This window comes from Verminephrobacter aporrectodeae subsp. tuberculatae, from assembly GCF_026127385.1.
Lineage (GTDB): Bacteria > Pseudomonadota > Gammaproteobacteria > Burkholderiales > Burkholderiaceae_C > Acidovorax > Acidovorax aporrectodeae.
On record NZ_QZCX01000002.1, the window covers coordinates 1297168 to 1311061 of the forward strand.

Here is a 13894-nt window from a genome sequence, read left to right on the forward strand (position 1 = left end):
TCGCGCACCGCGCAGGCTTTTCACCACCATGCAAATTCCCTACGAACTGGCGCTGGGCTGGCGCTACACGCGCGCGGGCCGTGCCACGCGGCGCAATGGCTTCATCTCGTTCATTTCGGGCGTGTCCATGCTGGGCATTGCGCTCGGCGTGGCGGCGCTGATCATCGTGTTGTCCGTGATGAACGGCTTTCAAAGGGACGTGCGCGACCGCATGCTCAGCGTCGTCTCGCACGTCGAGATATTTGCGCCCCAGGGCGCGGCGCTGTCTGATCCGGATCGCACGCTGGCGCAGGCCCGGCAGAACCCCGAGGTCATCGGCGCCGCGCCGTTCGTCGCCGCGCAGGCGCTGCTCGCGCGGGGCGAGGACATGAAGGGGGTGCTGGTGCGCGGCATCGACCCCGCGCTGGAAGGCGCGGTGACCGACCTGGCAGCAGTCAACGAAGGGCTGCTGCAGCAGTTGGTGCCCGGCGCGTTCCGCGTAGTGCTCGGCCGCGAGCTGGCGCGCGCGCTGGGCGTGCGCGTGGGCGACGCGGTGACCCTGATCGCACCGTCCGGCCAGGTCACGCCGGCCGGCGTGGTACCGCGCCTCAAGCAGATGAAGGTGGCGGGAATGTTCGACTCGGGCCACTACGAATACGACTCGGCGCTGGTGCTGCTGCACCATGAGGACGCGCAGCGCATCTTCCGCCTCGAAGGCCCCACGGGCGTGCGCCTCAAGCTGCGAGACCTGCACCGCGCGCGCGCGGTGGCGCTGGAACTGACGCACAGCCTGAGCGGGCGCTTGCTGATCCGCGACTGGACGCAACAGAACCGCACCTGGTTTGCCGCCGTGCAACTCGAGAAACGCATGATGTTCATCATCCTCACGCTCATCGTCGCCGTGGCCGCGTTCAACCTCGTCTCGACGCTGGTCATGAGCGTCACCGACAAGCGCGCCGACATCGCCATCCTGCGCACGCTGGGCGCGAGTCCGAAGAGCATCATGGGCATCTTCGTGGTGCAGGGCGCGCTCGTGGGCGCGATCGGCACGCTCGCGGGCCTGCTGCTGGGCCTGGGGGTCGCGTGCAACATCGACGTCATCGTTCCGGCGATCGAGCACGCGCTCGGTGCGAGCTTTCTGCCCAAGGACATCTACCTCATCAGCCAGATGCCCAGCGAGCCGCGCAGCAGCGACATCGTTCCCATTGCCGCCATCTCGCTGGTGCTGGCCTTCGTGGCCACGCTCTACCCGAGCTGGCACGCGAGCCGGGTGAACCCTGCCGAGGCGCTGCGCTATGAATGACCGGAACGACCGCCCCGCACTCGCCGATGCAGGCATTGCGTCGCCCTCCGGGGGGGAGCAGCACGCCCTGCCTGACGCCACGCCGGTTCTCGAAGCCCGGGGCCTGAGCAAGCGCTTTACGCAAGGCGGCCTCGACGTGAGCGTTCTGCGCGGCGTTGACCTGCGCATCCATGTGGGCGAAACGCTGGCCATCGTGGGCGCTTCCGGGTCGGGCAAGAGTACCCTGCTGCACCTGCTTGGCGGCCTGGACGCGCCGAGCTCGGGCAGCGTCCACCTCCAGGGGGAGGCGATCTCGACCCTGCCCGCGCAGCGCCAGGGCGAACTGCGCAATCAGCACCTGGGGTTCATCTACCAGTTCCACCACCTGCTGCCCGAGTTCAGCGCGCTGGACAACGTCGCCATGCCGCTGCGCATCCGCCGCGAGCCGCTGGCGCAATGCCATTCCCGGGCGCAGCGCGTGCTCGCGTCGGTCGGCCTGGGCGAGCGCCTGCAGCACCGCCCGGCAGAACTCTCGGGCGGCGAGCGCCAGCGGGTGGCGATTGCGCGCGCGCTGGTGGCGCGGCCCGCGTGCGTGCTGGCCGATGAGCCGACCGGGAATCTGGACCGCAGCACGGCCGATGGCGTATTCGATCTGCTGCTGCAACTGGCGCGCGGGCAGGGGACGGCGTTCGTTCTGGTCACGCATGACGCGTCGCTGGCGGCGCGCTGCGACCGGGTCGCGCGGCTGGTGGCCGGGGTATTGGTCACGGCCTGAACCGCGCCCCGAGCATCAGGTGTAGCGCTTGGCGCGCAGGTTCTCTTTCATCTGCTGCAGGGTCGGCTGCAAGCGGCTGCCGATGCGCAGCGCCACGCAGGTCGCGAGCACGTCGATGATCAGCAGGTGCAGCAGGCGCGACACCATCGGGCTGTACTGGTCGTAGCTCTCCGGGTGGTCCGCCGCCAGATGAATCTGGCAGCTGCGGGCCAGCGCAGAGCCGCTGGCCGTGATGGCGATGGTGGTGGCGCCGTTCTTGCGAGCGATGTCGGCGGCGTCCATCAGGTCGCGCGTGCGGCCCGAGTTGGAGATGATCACCGCGCAGTCTTGCGCGCCCAGCAGCGTGGCGCTCATGACCTGCATGTGGCCGTCGCTGGCGGCGATGGAGGTCACCCCCAGGCGGAAGAACTTGTGCTGCGCGTCCTGCGCCACGATGCCGGAGTTGCCCACGCCGTAGAACTCGATGCGCCGGCCCGTCTTCCAACTGGCCGCAATGGCATCGGCCGCCCGTTTGATGGCCGCGGTGCTGGCGGCGTTGCGGTACTGCAGGAAGGCCGCAGCGGCGTTGTCCACCACTTTCACGAGCACGTCGCCGGTCTTGTCGTCGGCGTCCACGCTGCGGTGGACGAAGGGCACGCCCTCGCTCACGCTGCCGACGAGCTTGAGCTTGAAATCGGCCAGCCCGTCGTAGCCCATGCTGCGGCAAAAGCGCACCACCGTGGGCTTGCTCACCTGCGCGCGCCGGGCCAGCTCGCGCACGGGCAACCGGGAGAAGGCGCGTGCGTCGCTCAGCACCAGCCTGGCCACGCGCTGCTCGGCGGGCGGCAGTGACGGCAGGGAGGCGGTGATGCGATGGAGCATGTCAGTTCTTCGACAAAGGGGCAGGGCGGCCATGGGCACCCTGCGGGGCGGTGCGTGAACGTATTGGAACTGAGTTTCCATGGCTCCGCGCGCATTGGCTGCCATGCGCGGCCACAGGGCGCTGCGGGGGCGGGTGGAATAATGACGCCATGAACCAACTCGATGCCCTCAAACAGTTCACCACCGTGGTTGCCGATACCGGCGACTTCAGGCAATTGGCGCAATTTCGACCCCGCGACACCACCACCAATCCGTCATTGATCCTCAGGGCCGTGCAAGGGCCCGAGTACGCGCCGCTGCTGCATGACACCGTGGCGCGCTGGAAGGGGCGCGCGCTCGACGAAATCGCCGACCGCCTGCTGGTGCGCTTCGGCTGCGACATCCTGGCGCTCATCGAGGGCCGTGTTTCGACCGAGGTGGACGCGCGCCTGAGCTTCGACACCCAGGCCACCGTCACGCGCGCCGAGCGCATCGTCGAGCTGTACCAGGCCGAGGGCGTGCACATCGACCGCGTGCTCATCAAGATCGCCGCCACGTGGGAGGGCATACAGGCGGCGCAAACACTTGAGCGGCGCGGAATCCATACCAACCTCACGCTGCTGTTTGCGTTTGCCCAGGCCGTGGTCTGCGGCCAGGCCAGGGTGCAGCTGATCTCGCCCTTTGTCGGGCGCATCTGCGACTGGCACAGAAAGCAGGCCGGCGCCGGCTGGGACGAGGCCGCCAACGCCGGCGCGAATGATCCGGGCGTGCAGTCGGTGACGCAGATATACAACCATTACAAGCGCTTTGGTATTGCCACCGAGGTGATGGGCGCGAGCTTCCGCAACCTGGGCCAGATCAGGGCGCTCGCGGGCTGCGACCTGCTGACCATTGCGCCCGAGCTGCTGGCGCAACTGGCCGCCAGCGATGCGCCGCTACAGCCCGCGCTCGACGCCCAGGCGGCCAGGGGAATGGACCTGCCTGCCGTGCACTACGACGAGGCCGGTTTTCGTTATGCGCTCAACGAGGACGCGATGGCGACGGAAAAGCTCGCCGAAGGCATTCGCGCTTTCGCGGCAGACGCCGCGCGGCTCGAGCAGCTGATTCGCGCCGTCTGAATCGCTCTGCGAACCAGTTCCGCACGTGGCCCCAATGCAACACACAGGGAAAGCCCTGATGGGGTGATGAATCGATGTAATTAGATTACCGACTTCGCCGATCGGCAATGGTTTTCACGGCGCGACAAAGAATCAGAAGTCATATCGGGGAGGTGAGGGAATGGAAAAGACGACAGGGGTAGCTGCATTCGCGGCGCTGTCTGCCAGCGCGGGGGAGGTCGAGGTTCTGCGCGGGAGGACCCCGGGGTGCGAGGCCAGGTACAAGGGTCCCGCTCCGGTGCGCACGGAGCGGTTTCACGCCCGTGCCCGGTGCTCCGTCCAAGGATTTTGCCGAAGCCGCCAAGGGCAGCAGTTTGGTGCCCGGTGCGGTCCAGGGCATGGCGATTGCGCCCGCGGGCGCTCTCAGGAATGTGGTCAGCCCATTTCGGACTGATGACAGGGAGTGGCGTTGCTGACGCCATAAAAAAAATCGCGGCCGCCGCGAAAACCAAATGGAGCTCTTCAATGATGAAAAAACGCCTTACTGCCGTGGCCTTGGCCGCTGCATGCGCCACCAACGGCGCAATGGCACTGGATGTCGCGGGATTTGAAATCACGGGTTACTCACGCGGGGGGCCGGTGTTCGGCTACTCCGACGACGTTAAAGGGGGACTCTCCCTGGGCGGAGACCTGCAGAAATACCGTCTGGGCAACGAAGGGGATTACGGCATCGAAGTCGGCATTGCGCGCAGCTTCGAGAGCGGTGGCGTCAAGTGGAGCGTGAACTACATGCCCAGCAAGTGGGGCAGCGGCGACGTCGCCACCGAGATGGCGTACGTGGAGATGAGCGGCCTGTCCTTCCTGCCCGACGCCAAGTTCTGGGCTGGCCAGCGCCGCCTGCGCATCGAGGACGTGCACATCGTCGACAACGTCCTGGTGAACTACGGCGACTACCAGGGTGCCGGCGTGACCGATATTCCCCTGGGAGGCGCCAAGCTCGGCCTCGGCGTGTTCACCGGCGACCAGTTTGACAAGCGCCTGCCCAGCGGCGTGAAGGCGAACCGCTTCAACGCCGATTTCTCCGAGATCAAGGTCAACCCGGGCGGCAAGCTGCGGGTGCTGCTGACGGCCGTCGGCGGCAAAGGCCAGGTCGGTGGGGGTTCGGGATCAGGTGTTTCGCTGCTGCACAACCAGTCCGACCTCGGGCTCAAGGGCATGAGCAACTCGATGTTCCTGCAAACCTCGCGCGGCCATGCGCGCATCGACGGCGAGTTCGAGTCCATCGACGGCAAGAGCGTCGGCAAGAAGGCGCTGCGCATTGCCGACGCGATCGGCTGGCAAAGCGGCCCCTTCGGCGGCCAGGCGCTGATCGGCTACCAGACCGGCAGGGCCGACGCCGTCGGAGCGGTGACGACCAAGGATTTCTCCTTGGGCGGACGCGCATCGTATGCCTTCACAAAGAATTTCAAGGGCCTGACCGAGGTCTCGACCACCACGCGCAAGAGCGCGGGGATGCCGAACCAGCGCCTGAACAAGTTCACGCTGGCCGGCGCCGTGGCGTTGTCGGAAGATTTCTGGTCGCGCCCCGAACTGCGGTTGTACGTCACCAAGGCCAACTGGAATCGCCCCGCTGCGATGGCGAATGCGGCCAGCTTTGGTGCCAATGGCAAGACCTCGCGCACGCTCATGGGCTTGCAGTACGAAGTTTGGTGGTGATGCCCATTTCCAACTCCGGACACTCCATGAGTCCGTGCTGATTGGTCAGTGATTGGTGTGGGTTACTCTTTGGGGGCTGCAGGCCCCCTTTTTTTTCGCGCCGCAGAAACATTCCCGAAACGATTCATGAAGTCACCGCGTTTGCTGGCCGACATCGGCGGCACCAATATGCGCCTGGCCTGGCAGGAGCGGCCGGATGGCCCGCTGCACGACACCCGCGTTCTGCCCTGCGCAGGCTACCCCACGGTGCACGCTGCGATCGCCGCGTATCTGGCCGGGGCCGCAATCGCCGCCCCGCACGAGGCGGCCCTTGGCATGGCCAACCCGGTGACGGGCGACCTGGTGCGCATGACCAACCACAGCTGGAGCTTCTCGCAGAGCGCCCTGCGCGAGGCGCTCGGGCTGCGGCGGCTGATCGTCGTCAACGACTTCACGGCGCTGGCGCTGGCGCTGCCCCTGCTCACCCCCGACCTGCTGCGCCAGGTGGGCGGCGGCGTGGCGGTCGCGGGCAGCGCGGTCGCGCTGCTCGGGCCGGGAACGGGGCTCGGGGTCTCGGGGCTGGTGTTCCCGCCGGGCGCGCACAGCGGCGTCCCCCTGTCGGGCGAAGGCGGGCATGTGAGCGTGGCCGCGCAGACGCCGCTGGAGTTCGAGGTGCTGCGCATCCTGCAGGCGCGCTACGGCCATGTGTCGGCCGAGCGCGCCGTGTGCGGCGCGGGGCTGGTGGACCTGTACCACGCGCTGCGCCAACTGGGTCAGTCGGGCGCAGCCGGGGTCGATTCCGCCGCGCAGGTCAGCGATCTGGCCTTGCAGGACGGGGATCCGCTGGCCTTGCAGGCGCTGGAACTGTTCTGCGGCTTTCTGGGCAACGTCGCGGGCAATCTGGCGCTCACGCTGGGCGCGCTCGGCGGCGTCTACATCGGCGGTGGAATCGTGCCGCGCCTGGGCACCTGGTTCGATCGCTCGCCGTTTCGCGCCCGCTTCGAGGCCAAGGGGCGCTTCCAGCTCTACTTGGCGGCGATTCCGTGCTGGGTCATCGACCCCGGCGCGACCCCCGCGTTGTACGGCGCGGCGCGCGCGCTGGACATTGCGGGTGCGCAGGGGCGCTGATCCCCGTGCGCGCGCTTGGCGAGCTGCGCGTGCCGTCTGTCAGACCTCTTCGCTCCAGCAATGGCCATCGCGCGCAATCATCGCGCTCGCCGCGCTCGGCCCCCAACTGCCCGCCGCATACGGCCGTGGCCTCACCGGGTCGTTCTTCCAGTGCTGCAAGATGGGCTCGACCCAGTGCCAGGCCTGCGCCTGCTCGTCGCTGCGCACGAACAGGTTCAGGCGGGCGGCGATCACGTCGAGCAGCAGGCGCTCGTAGGCACCCACGCGCTCGGTGCCAAAGCGCTGCTCGAAGTCCAGGTTCAGGTGCGCCTGCGACAGCGCGAGCTCGCCCTGGTGCTGCGCCGCACCCTGCGCCAGCAGGTGCAGTTCCAGCCCGTCGCGGGGCTGCAGGTTGATGACCAGCCGGTTCGCCGCTCCTGCGGGTGTTTTGAAGATCGGGTGCGGAACGGGGCGGAAGTTGACGACGATGTGCGCGTCGCGCCCCGCCAGGCGCTTGCCGGTGCGGATGTAGAACGGCACGCCGGCCCAGCGCCAGTTCAGGATCTCGGTGCGCAGCGCGACAAAGGTTTCGGTGCGGCTGTCGGGCGCCACGCCCTTTTCCTGCCAATAGCCCGCAACCGCCTGGCCCTGCACGGTGCCCGCGGCGTATTGCCCACGGATCACCTGCTGGCCGATGCTCTCCGCGGTCCAGGGCTTGAGCGATTGCAGCACCTTGAGCTTCTCGTCGCGGATGGCGTGCGCGCCGGAGTTGATCGGCGGCTCCATGCCGATCGCGCACAGCAGCTGCAGCGCATGGTTTTGCACCATGTCGCGCAGCGCGCCGGTCTGGTCGTAGAACGCGCCGCGCGTCTCCACGCCCAGGTCCTCGGCGATGCTGATCTGGATGTTGGCGATGGTTTCGCGCCGCCACAGGGGCTCGAACAGCGCATTCCCGAAACGCAGGGCGAACAGGTTCTGCACCGAGGGCTTGCCCAGGTAGTGGTCGATGCGGAAAACCTGCTCTTCGCCGAACACGCGGCGCAGGGTGTCGTTGATCGCCTGGTTCGATTGCAGGTCGTGGCCCAGGGGCTTTTCCAGCACCACGCGGGTTGCGGGGCCGTTCAGGCCCACGGCCGCGATCTGCTCGCACACGGTGGTAAACAGGCTCGGCGCGATGGCCAGGTACATCACCACCGAATCGGCGGCGCGCGCGTTCAGCATCTGCGCCAGGCGCTCGTAGTCCTGCGCCTGCGACAGGTCCATGCGCAGGTAATGCAGCAGGGCCGCGAAGCGGGCAAATTCGTCGGGCGTGGGGCGCTTGGCGAGTTCCACGCCGTCAAAGCGCGACTGGATCAGGCTGCGGTAGCGTTCGTCGCTCAGCGTATCGCGCGCCACGGCAATGATGCGCCCGCCCGGCGGCAGCGTGCCGTGCCGGAACGCCTGAAACAATGCGGGCATGAGCTTGCGCCAGGCGAGGTCGCCGGTGCCGCCAAACAGGACGAGGTCGAAACCCATGGTGTCTCCATGAAAACTGGTTCAGGGGCGTGATTTTGCAGGCTCCGGATTGTAATCATGTTACATGGCGCTCATGCGCTCTGTCCTTGCGTGAACGCCTTTCATCGCATGCGTGAAAAACCGGGCGGCGGGGCTGCCATGTAATCAAGTTACTGGCTACCATTGCTACCATCGCGCTGTCCCCGACCCGACCCCATGCATTCCAACCGATCGATGTCCACGCCCATGCCCACGCCCATCCGTTGCGACCAGACTGCGCCCTGGCCCCTGCTGGCGGCCCATTTCTCGGCCCGGGGCCAGCGCCTCGACCTGCGCCAGGCCTTCGCGCAGGATGCGCAGCGCTTCGAGCATTTCAGCCAGTGCGCGCCGCACCTGTTTGCCGACCTGTCCAAGAACCTCTGGGAGCGCGACACCGAAGCCCTGCTGCTCGACCTGGCGCGCAGCTGCGGTCTGGAGCAGCACCGCGCTGCGCTGCTCGCCGGGCAGGCCGTGAACAGCACCGAGAACCGGGCCGCGCTGCACACGCTGCTGCGCCGCCCCGCGGGCCTGGCCTGGCCCGGCGATCGGCCCGAGACGGCGCAGCGCCTGGCCGACGTACACGCCACGCTCGACGCCATGCTGGCCTATGCCGAGCGCGTGCGCGGCGACGACGCGATCACCGACGTGGTGAACATCGGCATCGGGGGCTCGGACCTGGGCCCGCACATGGCGGTGCTCGCGCTCGAGGAATTCCGCATTCCCGGCAAACGCTTTCACTTTGTCTCAAACGTTGACGGGCATGAACTGCACAGCGTGCTCCAGGGCTTGCGCCCCGAAAGCAGCCTGTTCCTCGTGGCCTCCAAGACCTTCACCACCGACGAGACCATGACGAATGCGCGCTCAGCGCTGGCCTGGTTTGCTGCGGCGGGCGGGCGCGATGTGGCGCGGCATTTTGCCGCGCTCACCACGCACACCGAGGCCGCGGGCGCGCTCGGAATCACCACCTGCTTCGGCTTCTGGGACTGGGTGGGCGGGCGCTACTCGCTGTGGTCGGCGATTGGCCTGCCGCTGGCCATTGCCATCGGGGCGCAGGGCTTTCGCGATCTGCTCGCGGGCGCGCACGCCATGGACGGGCATTTCCGCAGCGCACCGCTGGCGCAAAACCTGCCCGTGCGTCTGGGCCTGCTCGATGTCTGGTACCGCAATTTCCATGGCTTTGCGAGCCGCTGCATCGCGCCCTACCACGCGGCGCTGCGCCGCTACCCGGCCTACCTGCAGCAGTTGGAGATGGAGAGCAACGGCAAGCGCGTTGCGCAGGACGGCGCGCCGCTGGCCCACGCGACAGCGCCCGTGCTCTGGGGCGAGCCCGGAACCAACGGCCAGCATGCGTTCTTCCAGATGCTGCACCAGGGCCGGGACGTGCTGCCGCTGGAGATCGTCGCCGTGCGCCAGGCCGCGCACCCCCTGCCCGGTCACCACGAGAAACTGCTCGCGAACGCGCTGGCGCAGGCCCAGGCGCTGATGCTCGGCCAGGCCAGCGCGGACGGGCATCGGCACTTTCCGGGAAACCGGCCCAGCACCTTCATCCTGCTGGAGTCGCTCAGCCCCGCGTCCCTGGGCGCGTTGATTGCGCTGCAAGAGCACCGCGTGTTCGTGAGCGGCAGCCTGTGGGGCATCAACAGCTTTGACCAGTGGGGCGTGGAACTGGGCAAGACGCTGGCCAAGGACCTTCGGCAGCGGCTGGCCAGCGGCGACGCGGCCGGTCTGGACGGCTCCACGGCGGGGCTGCTGCGCCGGCTGCGCGCAGGCGCATGACGTTTAATTTACCGAGGAGAGACGAATGACCGCAGCCCGGCCGGACTTCCGGTCCAGCGAATTTCTGCGCGCGCACAGCCGCGAAATCATGGCCTTCTACGACCCCGTGGCCACCGACCCCGACGGCGGCATGTACCACTTCTTTCTCGACGATGGCACGGTATACGAGCAGCGCACGCGCCACCTCGTGAGCGCCACGCGCTTCGTCGTGACGCACGCCATGCTCTACCGCATCACGGGGGAAGAGCGCTACCGCAGAGGCGTTCTGCGCGCGCTGTGGTTCGTGCGCACGGCGTTTCTCGACCGTGCCAGCGGGGGCTACGCCTGGCTCATCGACTGGCACGCGGGCGCCGCGACGCCGCTCGACGCAACGCGCCACTGCTACGGCATGGCCTTTGTGATGCTCGCCTGCGCGCACGCGCTGCAGGCCGGCGTTGCCGATGCGCGCGGCTGGCTCGCCGAGTCCTTCGAGATGGCCGAACAGCACTTCTGGCAAGCGGACGCGGGCCTGTACGCCGACGAGGCCGACAGCGGCTGGACCCTCACCGGCTACCGCGGCCAGAACGCCAACATGCACGCCTGCGAGGCCATGATCGCGGCCTTCCGCTTCACGGGCGAGCACCGCTACATCGAACGCGCCGAGCAACTCGCGCAGGGAATCTGCCAGCGCCAGGCGATGCTCTGCGGCGGCTGGGTGTGGGAACATTTCCATGCCGACTGGTCGCCGGACTGGGACTACAACCGCCACGACCGCAGCAACATCTTTCGCCCCTGGGGCTACCAATTGGGCCACCAGACCGAGTGGGCCAAGCTGCTGCTGCAACTCGACACGCTGCACCCTGCGCCCTGGCATCTGCCCTGCGCCCGGCGGCTGTTCGACACGGCCATCGAAAAGGGCTGGGACCAGGCGCACGGCGGCATCTTCTACGGCATGGCGCCCGACGGCAGCATCTGCGACGACAGCAAATACCACTGGGTGCAGGCCGAGAGCCTGGCCGCCGCCGCCTTGCTCGCGCTGCACACCGCAGAGAAACGCTATGCGCACTGGTACGAGCGCATCTGGGACTACTGCTGGACGCATTTCGTGGACCACAAGCATGGCGCCTGGTTCCGCATCCTCGACGGCGCGAACCGGAACCACACGCGCGAAAAAAGCAACGCCGGCAAGGTGGACTACCACAACCTGGGCGCGTGCCACGACGTGCTCATGGCGCTCCAGGCACATGACAAGCAGCGGCTCTGAAACCTGCCGCAGCAGAGCCTGCCCTTGCCCCGGAGGAGGAGGGCGGGTCTTCCCGTTTTCTCGCCACTTGCCAGCCCCATGAACTCCCGCACCCGGCGCTCTGCGCGCGCAAACATCCACCCCAGCGCGCACGTGGCCGAGACCGCCGTCCTGGACGGCGCGGTGACGGTCGGGCCGCAGGCCGTCATCTGCCACGGCGCCGTGCTGGTCGCCGAGGGCGGATGCATAAGCGTCGGGCACAGCAGCATCGTGATGGAAAACAGCGTGCTGCGCAGCACGTCCTTCGCCGATTGCACACTGGGCAACAACGTGCTGGTCGGACCGCATTGCCACCTGTCGGGCTGCCAGATCGAGGACGAGGTGTTCGTTGCGACGGGCGTGTCCATATTCAATGGCGCGCACGTCGGGCAGGGCGCGGAACTGCGCATCGACGCCGTGGTCCACCTGTCCACCCGCGTGCCCTGCGGCGCCACGGTTCCCATCGGCTGGGTTGCCGTGGGCGATCCGGCGCAGATTCTTCCGCCCGACCAGCACGACGCGATTTGGGCCGTGCAAAAGGGCCTCGACTTCCCCATGAAAGTGTTTGGCGTAGACCGGCAGGCCGCTGCGCAAGACAGCGTGGTCAAGCGCATCACCGAGCGCTATGCGCAATTCCTGTTGCGCAGGAACAAGGGGAGCTGAGCGACGGCCGTGGCCCCGCTTTCAGGCTGCGATGCCGTGCGCCGGCTGCGTGTCCGTCCCCGTGCCGCAGGCATGGCAGAAACGGACAAAGGCGCTCTTGCGGGTGCGGCAATGGTCGCAGTGCTGAAACAGGCAGATGCCGCAGTGCGCGCAGAAGTCGATTTTCTCGTCCCGGCTGTCCACCGGGCGCTCGCAGCCCGGGCAAACGTTCTGCGCCAGGCGCGCCAGGGCCACGTCGTAGCCGAGTTCCTTGCGGCGCTCCTGGTCGGGCAGGGACTCGACCTGCTTTTGGCGCTCCAGGTAGCGGGTGAGCGCCAGGATGGCGGAGCGCCCCACCAGCAGCGTCACCACGATGCCGACCGTATAGCGCACATAGCCGCCGTAGCTGGGCAGGTAGGGCACCAACTCCACGAAGAAAGCAAACAGCGCAAAAAAGATGAAGCCCCACACGAATGGCCAGTAGGTGCCCTTGCGCTTTCTGACGTACAGCCAGCCCGCCAGCGCCAGCAGCGGCAGGGTAAGCGCCAGGCGGTACAGGAACACACGCAACTCCAGCTTGCGGCGCTCGGAGTTCAACTTTGCGTGGGCTTCGGACTCCAGCCGGCTCAGGTGCTCCTGCGCCGCTGCAGCGCCCTGGCGCGCGTCGAGTGCGGCCTGCTCCTGGCGCTCGACCGCTTGCTCGGCCTTGCGCTCGATGCGCTTGAGGGCGTCCAGCGCCTGGGTGCGTGCGATGACTTCCGGATTCTGCTCGGAGCTCTGGGTCACGCTGCGTGCGGCCAACCAGTTGTTGAAGGTCTCGCGCTCGGCCCGGCTCTCGTTGTGCGCCTTGTCGCGTTGCAACTTGGCCTGCTCCAGCGCGGTCTCGGCATCGCGCTCGGCCCGGCGCGCATCCCGCATTTGGTCGCGCAGGGGCTGCGTTGCCTGCATGTCCAGAAAGTCATCCACCTCCAAGGGGGTTTCGACCTTGGGCAGGTCGCTCATGAGGGTGTTGCCCAGGCCGATGAGGAAACTGGAAAACACCAGCGCCACCAGCCACAGGCCACGCCGGAACCATTGTTCGGACAGTCTCAGGGATTTACTCATGGGCTTCTTTCCAGTACGCCGAGCGTCCAGACCACCCAGACGTCCTTTTCGAGCAGATGGGTGGGACGGCCCGTCTTTTCCCGGGCCTGTTCCAACACGTCGTCCTGGTTCTCCCGATTGAGGGCAAAGCAGGACTCATCCACGGATTGCTTCTTCGCCAATGGCCCTTGCCATCCAGGATGGCAAGGTGGCGCGCGCCAATGTCAGCGTCTGCCAATCGGAGGGTGGCAGTGTGCTGTGCAAGGTGGTCAGCGCTTTGCCCGCATGGGTCGGCCCCAGCCAAGCCAGCGCGCGCACGGCCGCACCGGCCAGCCCGGATCCCGGCGCCAGCATCCAGCGCGGAGCGTGTTTGAGCATGACCTCGGCGCGCCCGAGCTTGAGCTTGCGGGTACGTCCCGAGGTCAGGTAGACCTGCCGGATTGGCAACTGCTGCAGTCAGGCCCAGCGCGTTTGCCGCGTGGGCCCCGTGGGGCGTCACGACCTCGCCAGTTTGGGCGGCCAGCGCTTGCACCACCTTTTCGGGCGCCGGCGCACGCGTCCCGAACCGGCTCGACACTGGTGTGACATAGCTGCCACGCACGACACGCAGCAGCCGGCCTTCCTTGGCGAGCCGGGACAGCGCCTGATCGACAGCGGCACGGCTTGCGAGGTGCAGGAACTCCTTGGGCGACAGCACACCTCCCTCGGCGAGGGACTGTGCGTGCAGCAAGATGGATTCGGGGAGCAGTTTCATGGCCACGTCCGGAGCTGGATATCAGAACAATATCCCTGTTTCTGACATTGTCCTGGGTCACCCGCCCAGG

At 67.5% G+C, this 13894-nt stretch carries 12 protein-coding genes and 1 pseudogene; 8 read left to right on the forward strand and 5 right to left on the reverse strand.

The features are described 5' to 3' along the window. Positions 1 to 28: 28 nt before the first annotated feature. Together D5041_RS13975 and D5041_RS13980 are read left to right on the forward strand one after the other, a co-directional pair. Positions 29 to 1282, forward strand: a complete 1254-nt coding sequence (locus tag D5041_RS13975; RefSeq protein WP_010102618.1) for a lipoprotein-releasing ABC transporter permease subunit — start codon at positions 29 to 31, stop codon at positions 1280 to 1282. Beyond that, the gene (locus tag D5041_RS13980) at positions 1275 to 2036 is read left to right on the forward strand and encodes an ABC transporter ATP-binding protein (protein ID WP_265284963.1); all 762 of its coding nucleotides are present in this window, start codon (positions 1275 to 1277) and stop codon (positions 2034 to 2036) included. The genes D5041_RS13975 and D5041_RS13980 overlap by 8 nt, the downstream gene beginning before the upstream one ends. 15 nt (positions 2037 to 2051) lie before the next feature. Here D5041_RS13980 and D5041_RS13985 read toward each other — a convergent pair whose 3' ends face one another. Next, positions 2052 to 2897 (reverse strand): MurR/RpiR family transcriptional regulator, encoded by an 846-nt coding sequence (locus D5041_RS13985; RefSeq protein ID WP_265281079.1) that lies wholly within the window; start codon positions 2895 to 2897, stop codon positions 2052 to 2054. A gap of 149 nt (positions 2898 to 3046) precedes the next feature. On the opposite strand from D5041_RS13985, the gene tal reads away from it, so the two are divergent. From tal to glk, 3 genes are all read left to right on the forward strand, one after another. Further along, a complete protein-coding gene (gene tal / locus D5041_RS13990; protein WP_010102622.1) occupies positions 3047 to 3994 on the forward strand; it encodes a transaldolase in 948 nt (315 codons plus the stop codon). A 507-nt stretch (positions 3995 to 4501) separates the two neighbouring features. Continuing rightward, the gene (locus tag D5041_RS13995; RefSeq protein ID WP_498063233.1) at positions 4502 to 5689 is read left to right on the forward strand and encodes a carbohydrate porin; all 1188 of its coding nucleotides are present in this window, start codon (positions 4502 to 4504) and stop codon (positions 5687 to 5689) included. Between the two features lie 126 nt (positions 5690 to 5815). Further along, positions 5816 to 6796 (forward strand): glucokinase, encoded by a 981-nt coding sequence (gene glk, locus D5041_RS14000; protein WP_265284964.1) that lies wholly within the window; start codon positions 5816 to 5818, stop codon positions 6794 to 6796. 39 nt (positions 6797 to 6835) lie between these two features. On the opposite strand, the gene zwf is transcribed toward glk, so the two are convergent. Next, a complete protein-coding gene (gene zwf, locus D5041_RS14005) occupies positions 6836 to 8290 on the reverse strand; it encodes a glucose-6-phosphate dehydrogenase (RefSeq protein WP_010102625.1) in 1455 nt (484 codons plus the stop codon). A 213-nt stretch (positions 8291 to 8503) separates the two neighbouring features. Between zwf and pgi the strand changes: the two genes are divergently transcribed. The 3 genes from pgi to D5041_RS14020 all read left to right on the forward strand — a co-directional run bounded on the left by pgi (position 8504) and on the right by D5041_RS14020 (position 12008). Then, positions 8504 to 10084, forward strand: a complete 1581-nt coding sequence (pgi, locus tag D5041_RS14010; RefSeq protein ID WP_265285101.1) for a glucose-6-phosphate isomerase — start codon at positions 8504 to 8506, stop codon at positions 10082 to 10084. Between the two features lie 25 nt (positions 10085 to 10109). Next, complete coding sequence (locus D5041_RS14015; protein WP_265281075.1) at positions 10110 to 11327, forward strand: AGE family epimerase/isomerase; 1218 nt, start codon at positions 10110 to 10112, stop codon at positions 11325 to 11327. Between the two features lie 78 nt (positions 11328 to 11405). Continuing rightward, positions 11406 to 12008 (forward strand): gamma carbonic anhydrase family protein, encoded by a 603-nt coding sequence (locus D5041_RS14020; protein WP_265284965.1) that lies wholly within the window; start codon positions 11406 to 11408, stop codon positions 12006 to 12008. A 21-nt stretch (positions 12009 to 12029) separates the two neighbouring features. Here the strand turns inward: D5041_RS14020 and D5041_RS14025 are convergent, their stop codons facing one another. From D5041_RS14025 to D5041_RS14035, 3 genes and pseudogenes are all read right to left on the reverse strand, one after another. Then, on the reverse strand, positions 12030 to 13091 hold the full coding sequence (locus tag D5041_RS14025; protein ID WP_265284966.1) for a serine endopeptidase: 1062 nt from the start codon (positions 13089 to 13091) through the stop codon (positions 12030 to 12032). After that, on the reverse strand, positions 13088 to 13234 hold the full coding sequence (locus tag D5041_RS14030) for a hypothetical protein (RefSeq protein WP_265284967.1): 147 nt from the start codon (positions 13232 to 13234) through the stop codon (positions 13088 to 13090). The genes D5041_RS14025 and D5041_RS14030 overlap by 4 nt, the downstream gene beginning before the upstream one ends. Beyond that, positions 13227 to 13824, reverse strand: a pseudogene (locus tag D5041_RS14035) (DUF6088 family protein). The gene D5041_RS14030 and the pseudogene D5041_RS14035 overlap by 8 nt, the downstream one beginning before the upstream one ends. Between the last annotated feature and the right edge of the window lie 70 nt (positions 13825 to 13894).

Excerpts from the sequence above, each read along its gene's own strand:
- D5041_RS14025 (WP_265284966.1), bottom strand. The coding sequence starts at position 13,091 with ATGAGTAAATCCCTGAGACTGTCCGAACAATGGTTCCGGCGTGGCCTG.
- zwf (WP_010102625.1), bottom strand. The coding sequence starts at position 8,290 with ATGGGTTTCGACCTCGTCCTGTTTGGCGGCACCGGCGACCTCGCCTGG.
- pgi (WP_265285101.1), top strand. The coding sequence starts at position 8,504 with ATGTCCACGCCCATGCCCACGCCCATCCGTTGCGACCAGACTGCGCCC.
- glk (WP_265284964.1), top strand. The coding sequence starts at position 5,816 with ATGAAGTCACCGCGTTTGCTGGCCGACATCGGCGGCACCAATATGCGC.
- D5041_RS14020 (WP_265284965.1), top strand. The coding sequence starts at position 11,406 with ATGAACTCCCGCACCCGGCGCTCTGCGCGCGCAAACATCCACCCCAGC.
- D5041_RS13985 (WP_265281079.1), bottom strand. The coding sequence starts at position 2,897 with ATGCTCCATCGCATCACCGCCTCCCTGCCGTCACTGCCGCCCGCCGAG.
- D5041_RS13980 (WP_265284963.1), top strand. The coding sequence starts at position 1,275 with ATGAATGACCGGAACGACCGCCCCGCACTCGCCGATGCAGGCATTGCG.
- D5041_RS13995 (WP_498063233.1), top strand. The coding sequence starts at position 4,502 with ATGAAAAAACGCCTTACTGCCGTGGCCTTGGCCGCTGCATGCGCCACC.
- D5041_RS14015 (WP_265281075.1), top strand. The coding sequence starts at position 10,110 with ATGACCGCAGCCCGGCCGGACTTCCGGTCCAGCGAATTTCTGCGCGCG.
- D5041_RS13975 (WP_010102618.1), top strand. The coding sequence starts at position 29 with ATGCAAATTCCCTACGAACTGGCGCTGGGCTGGCGCTACACGCGCGCG.
- tal (WP_010102622.1), top strand. The coding sequence starts at position 3,047 with ATGAACCAACTCGATGCCCTCAAACAGTTCACCACCGTGGTTGCCGAT.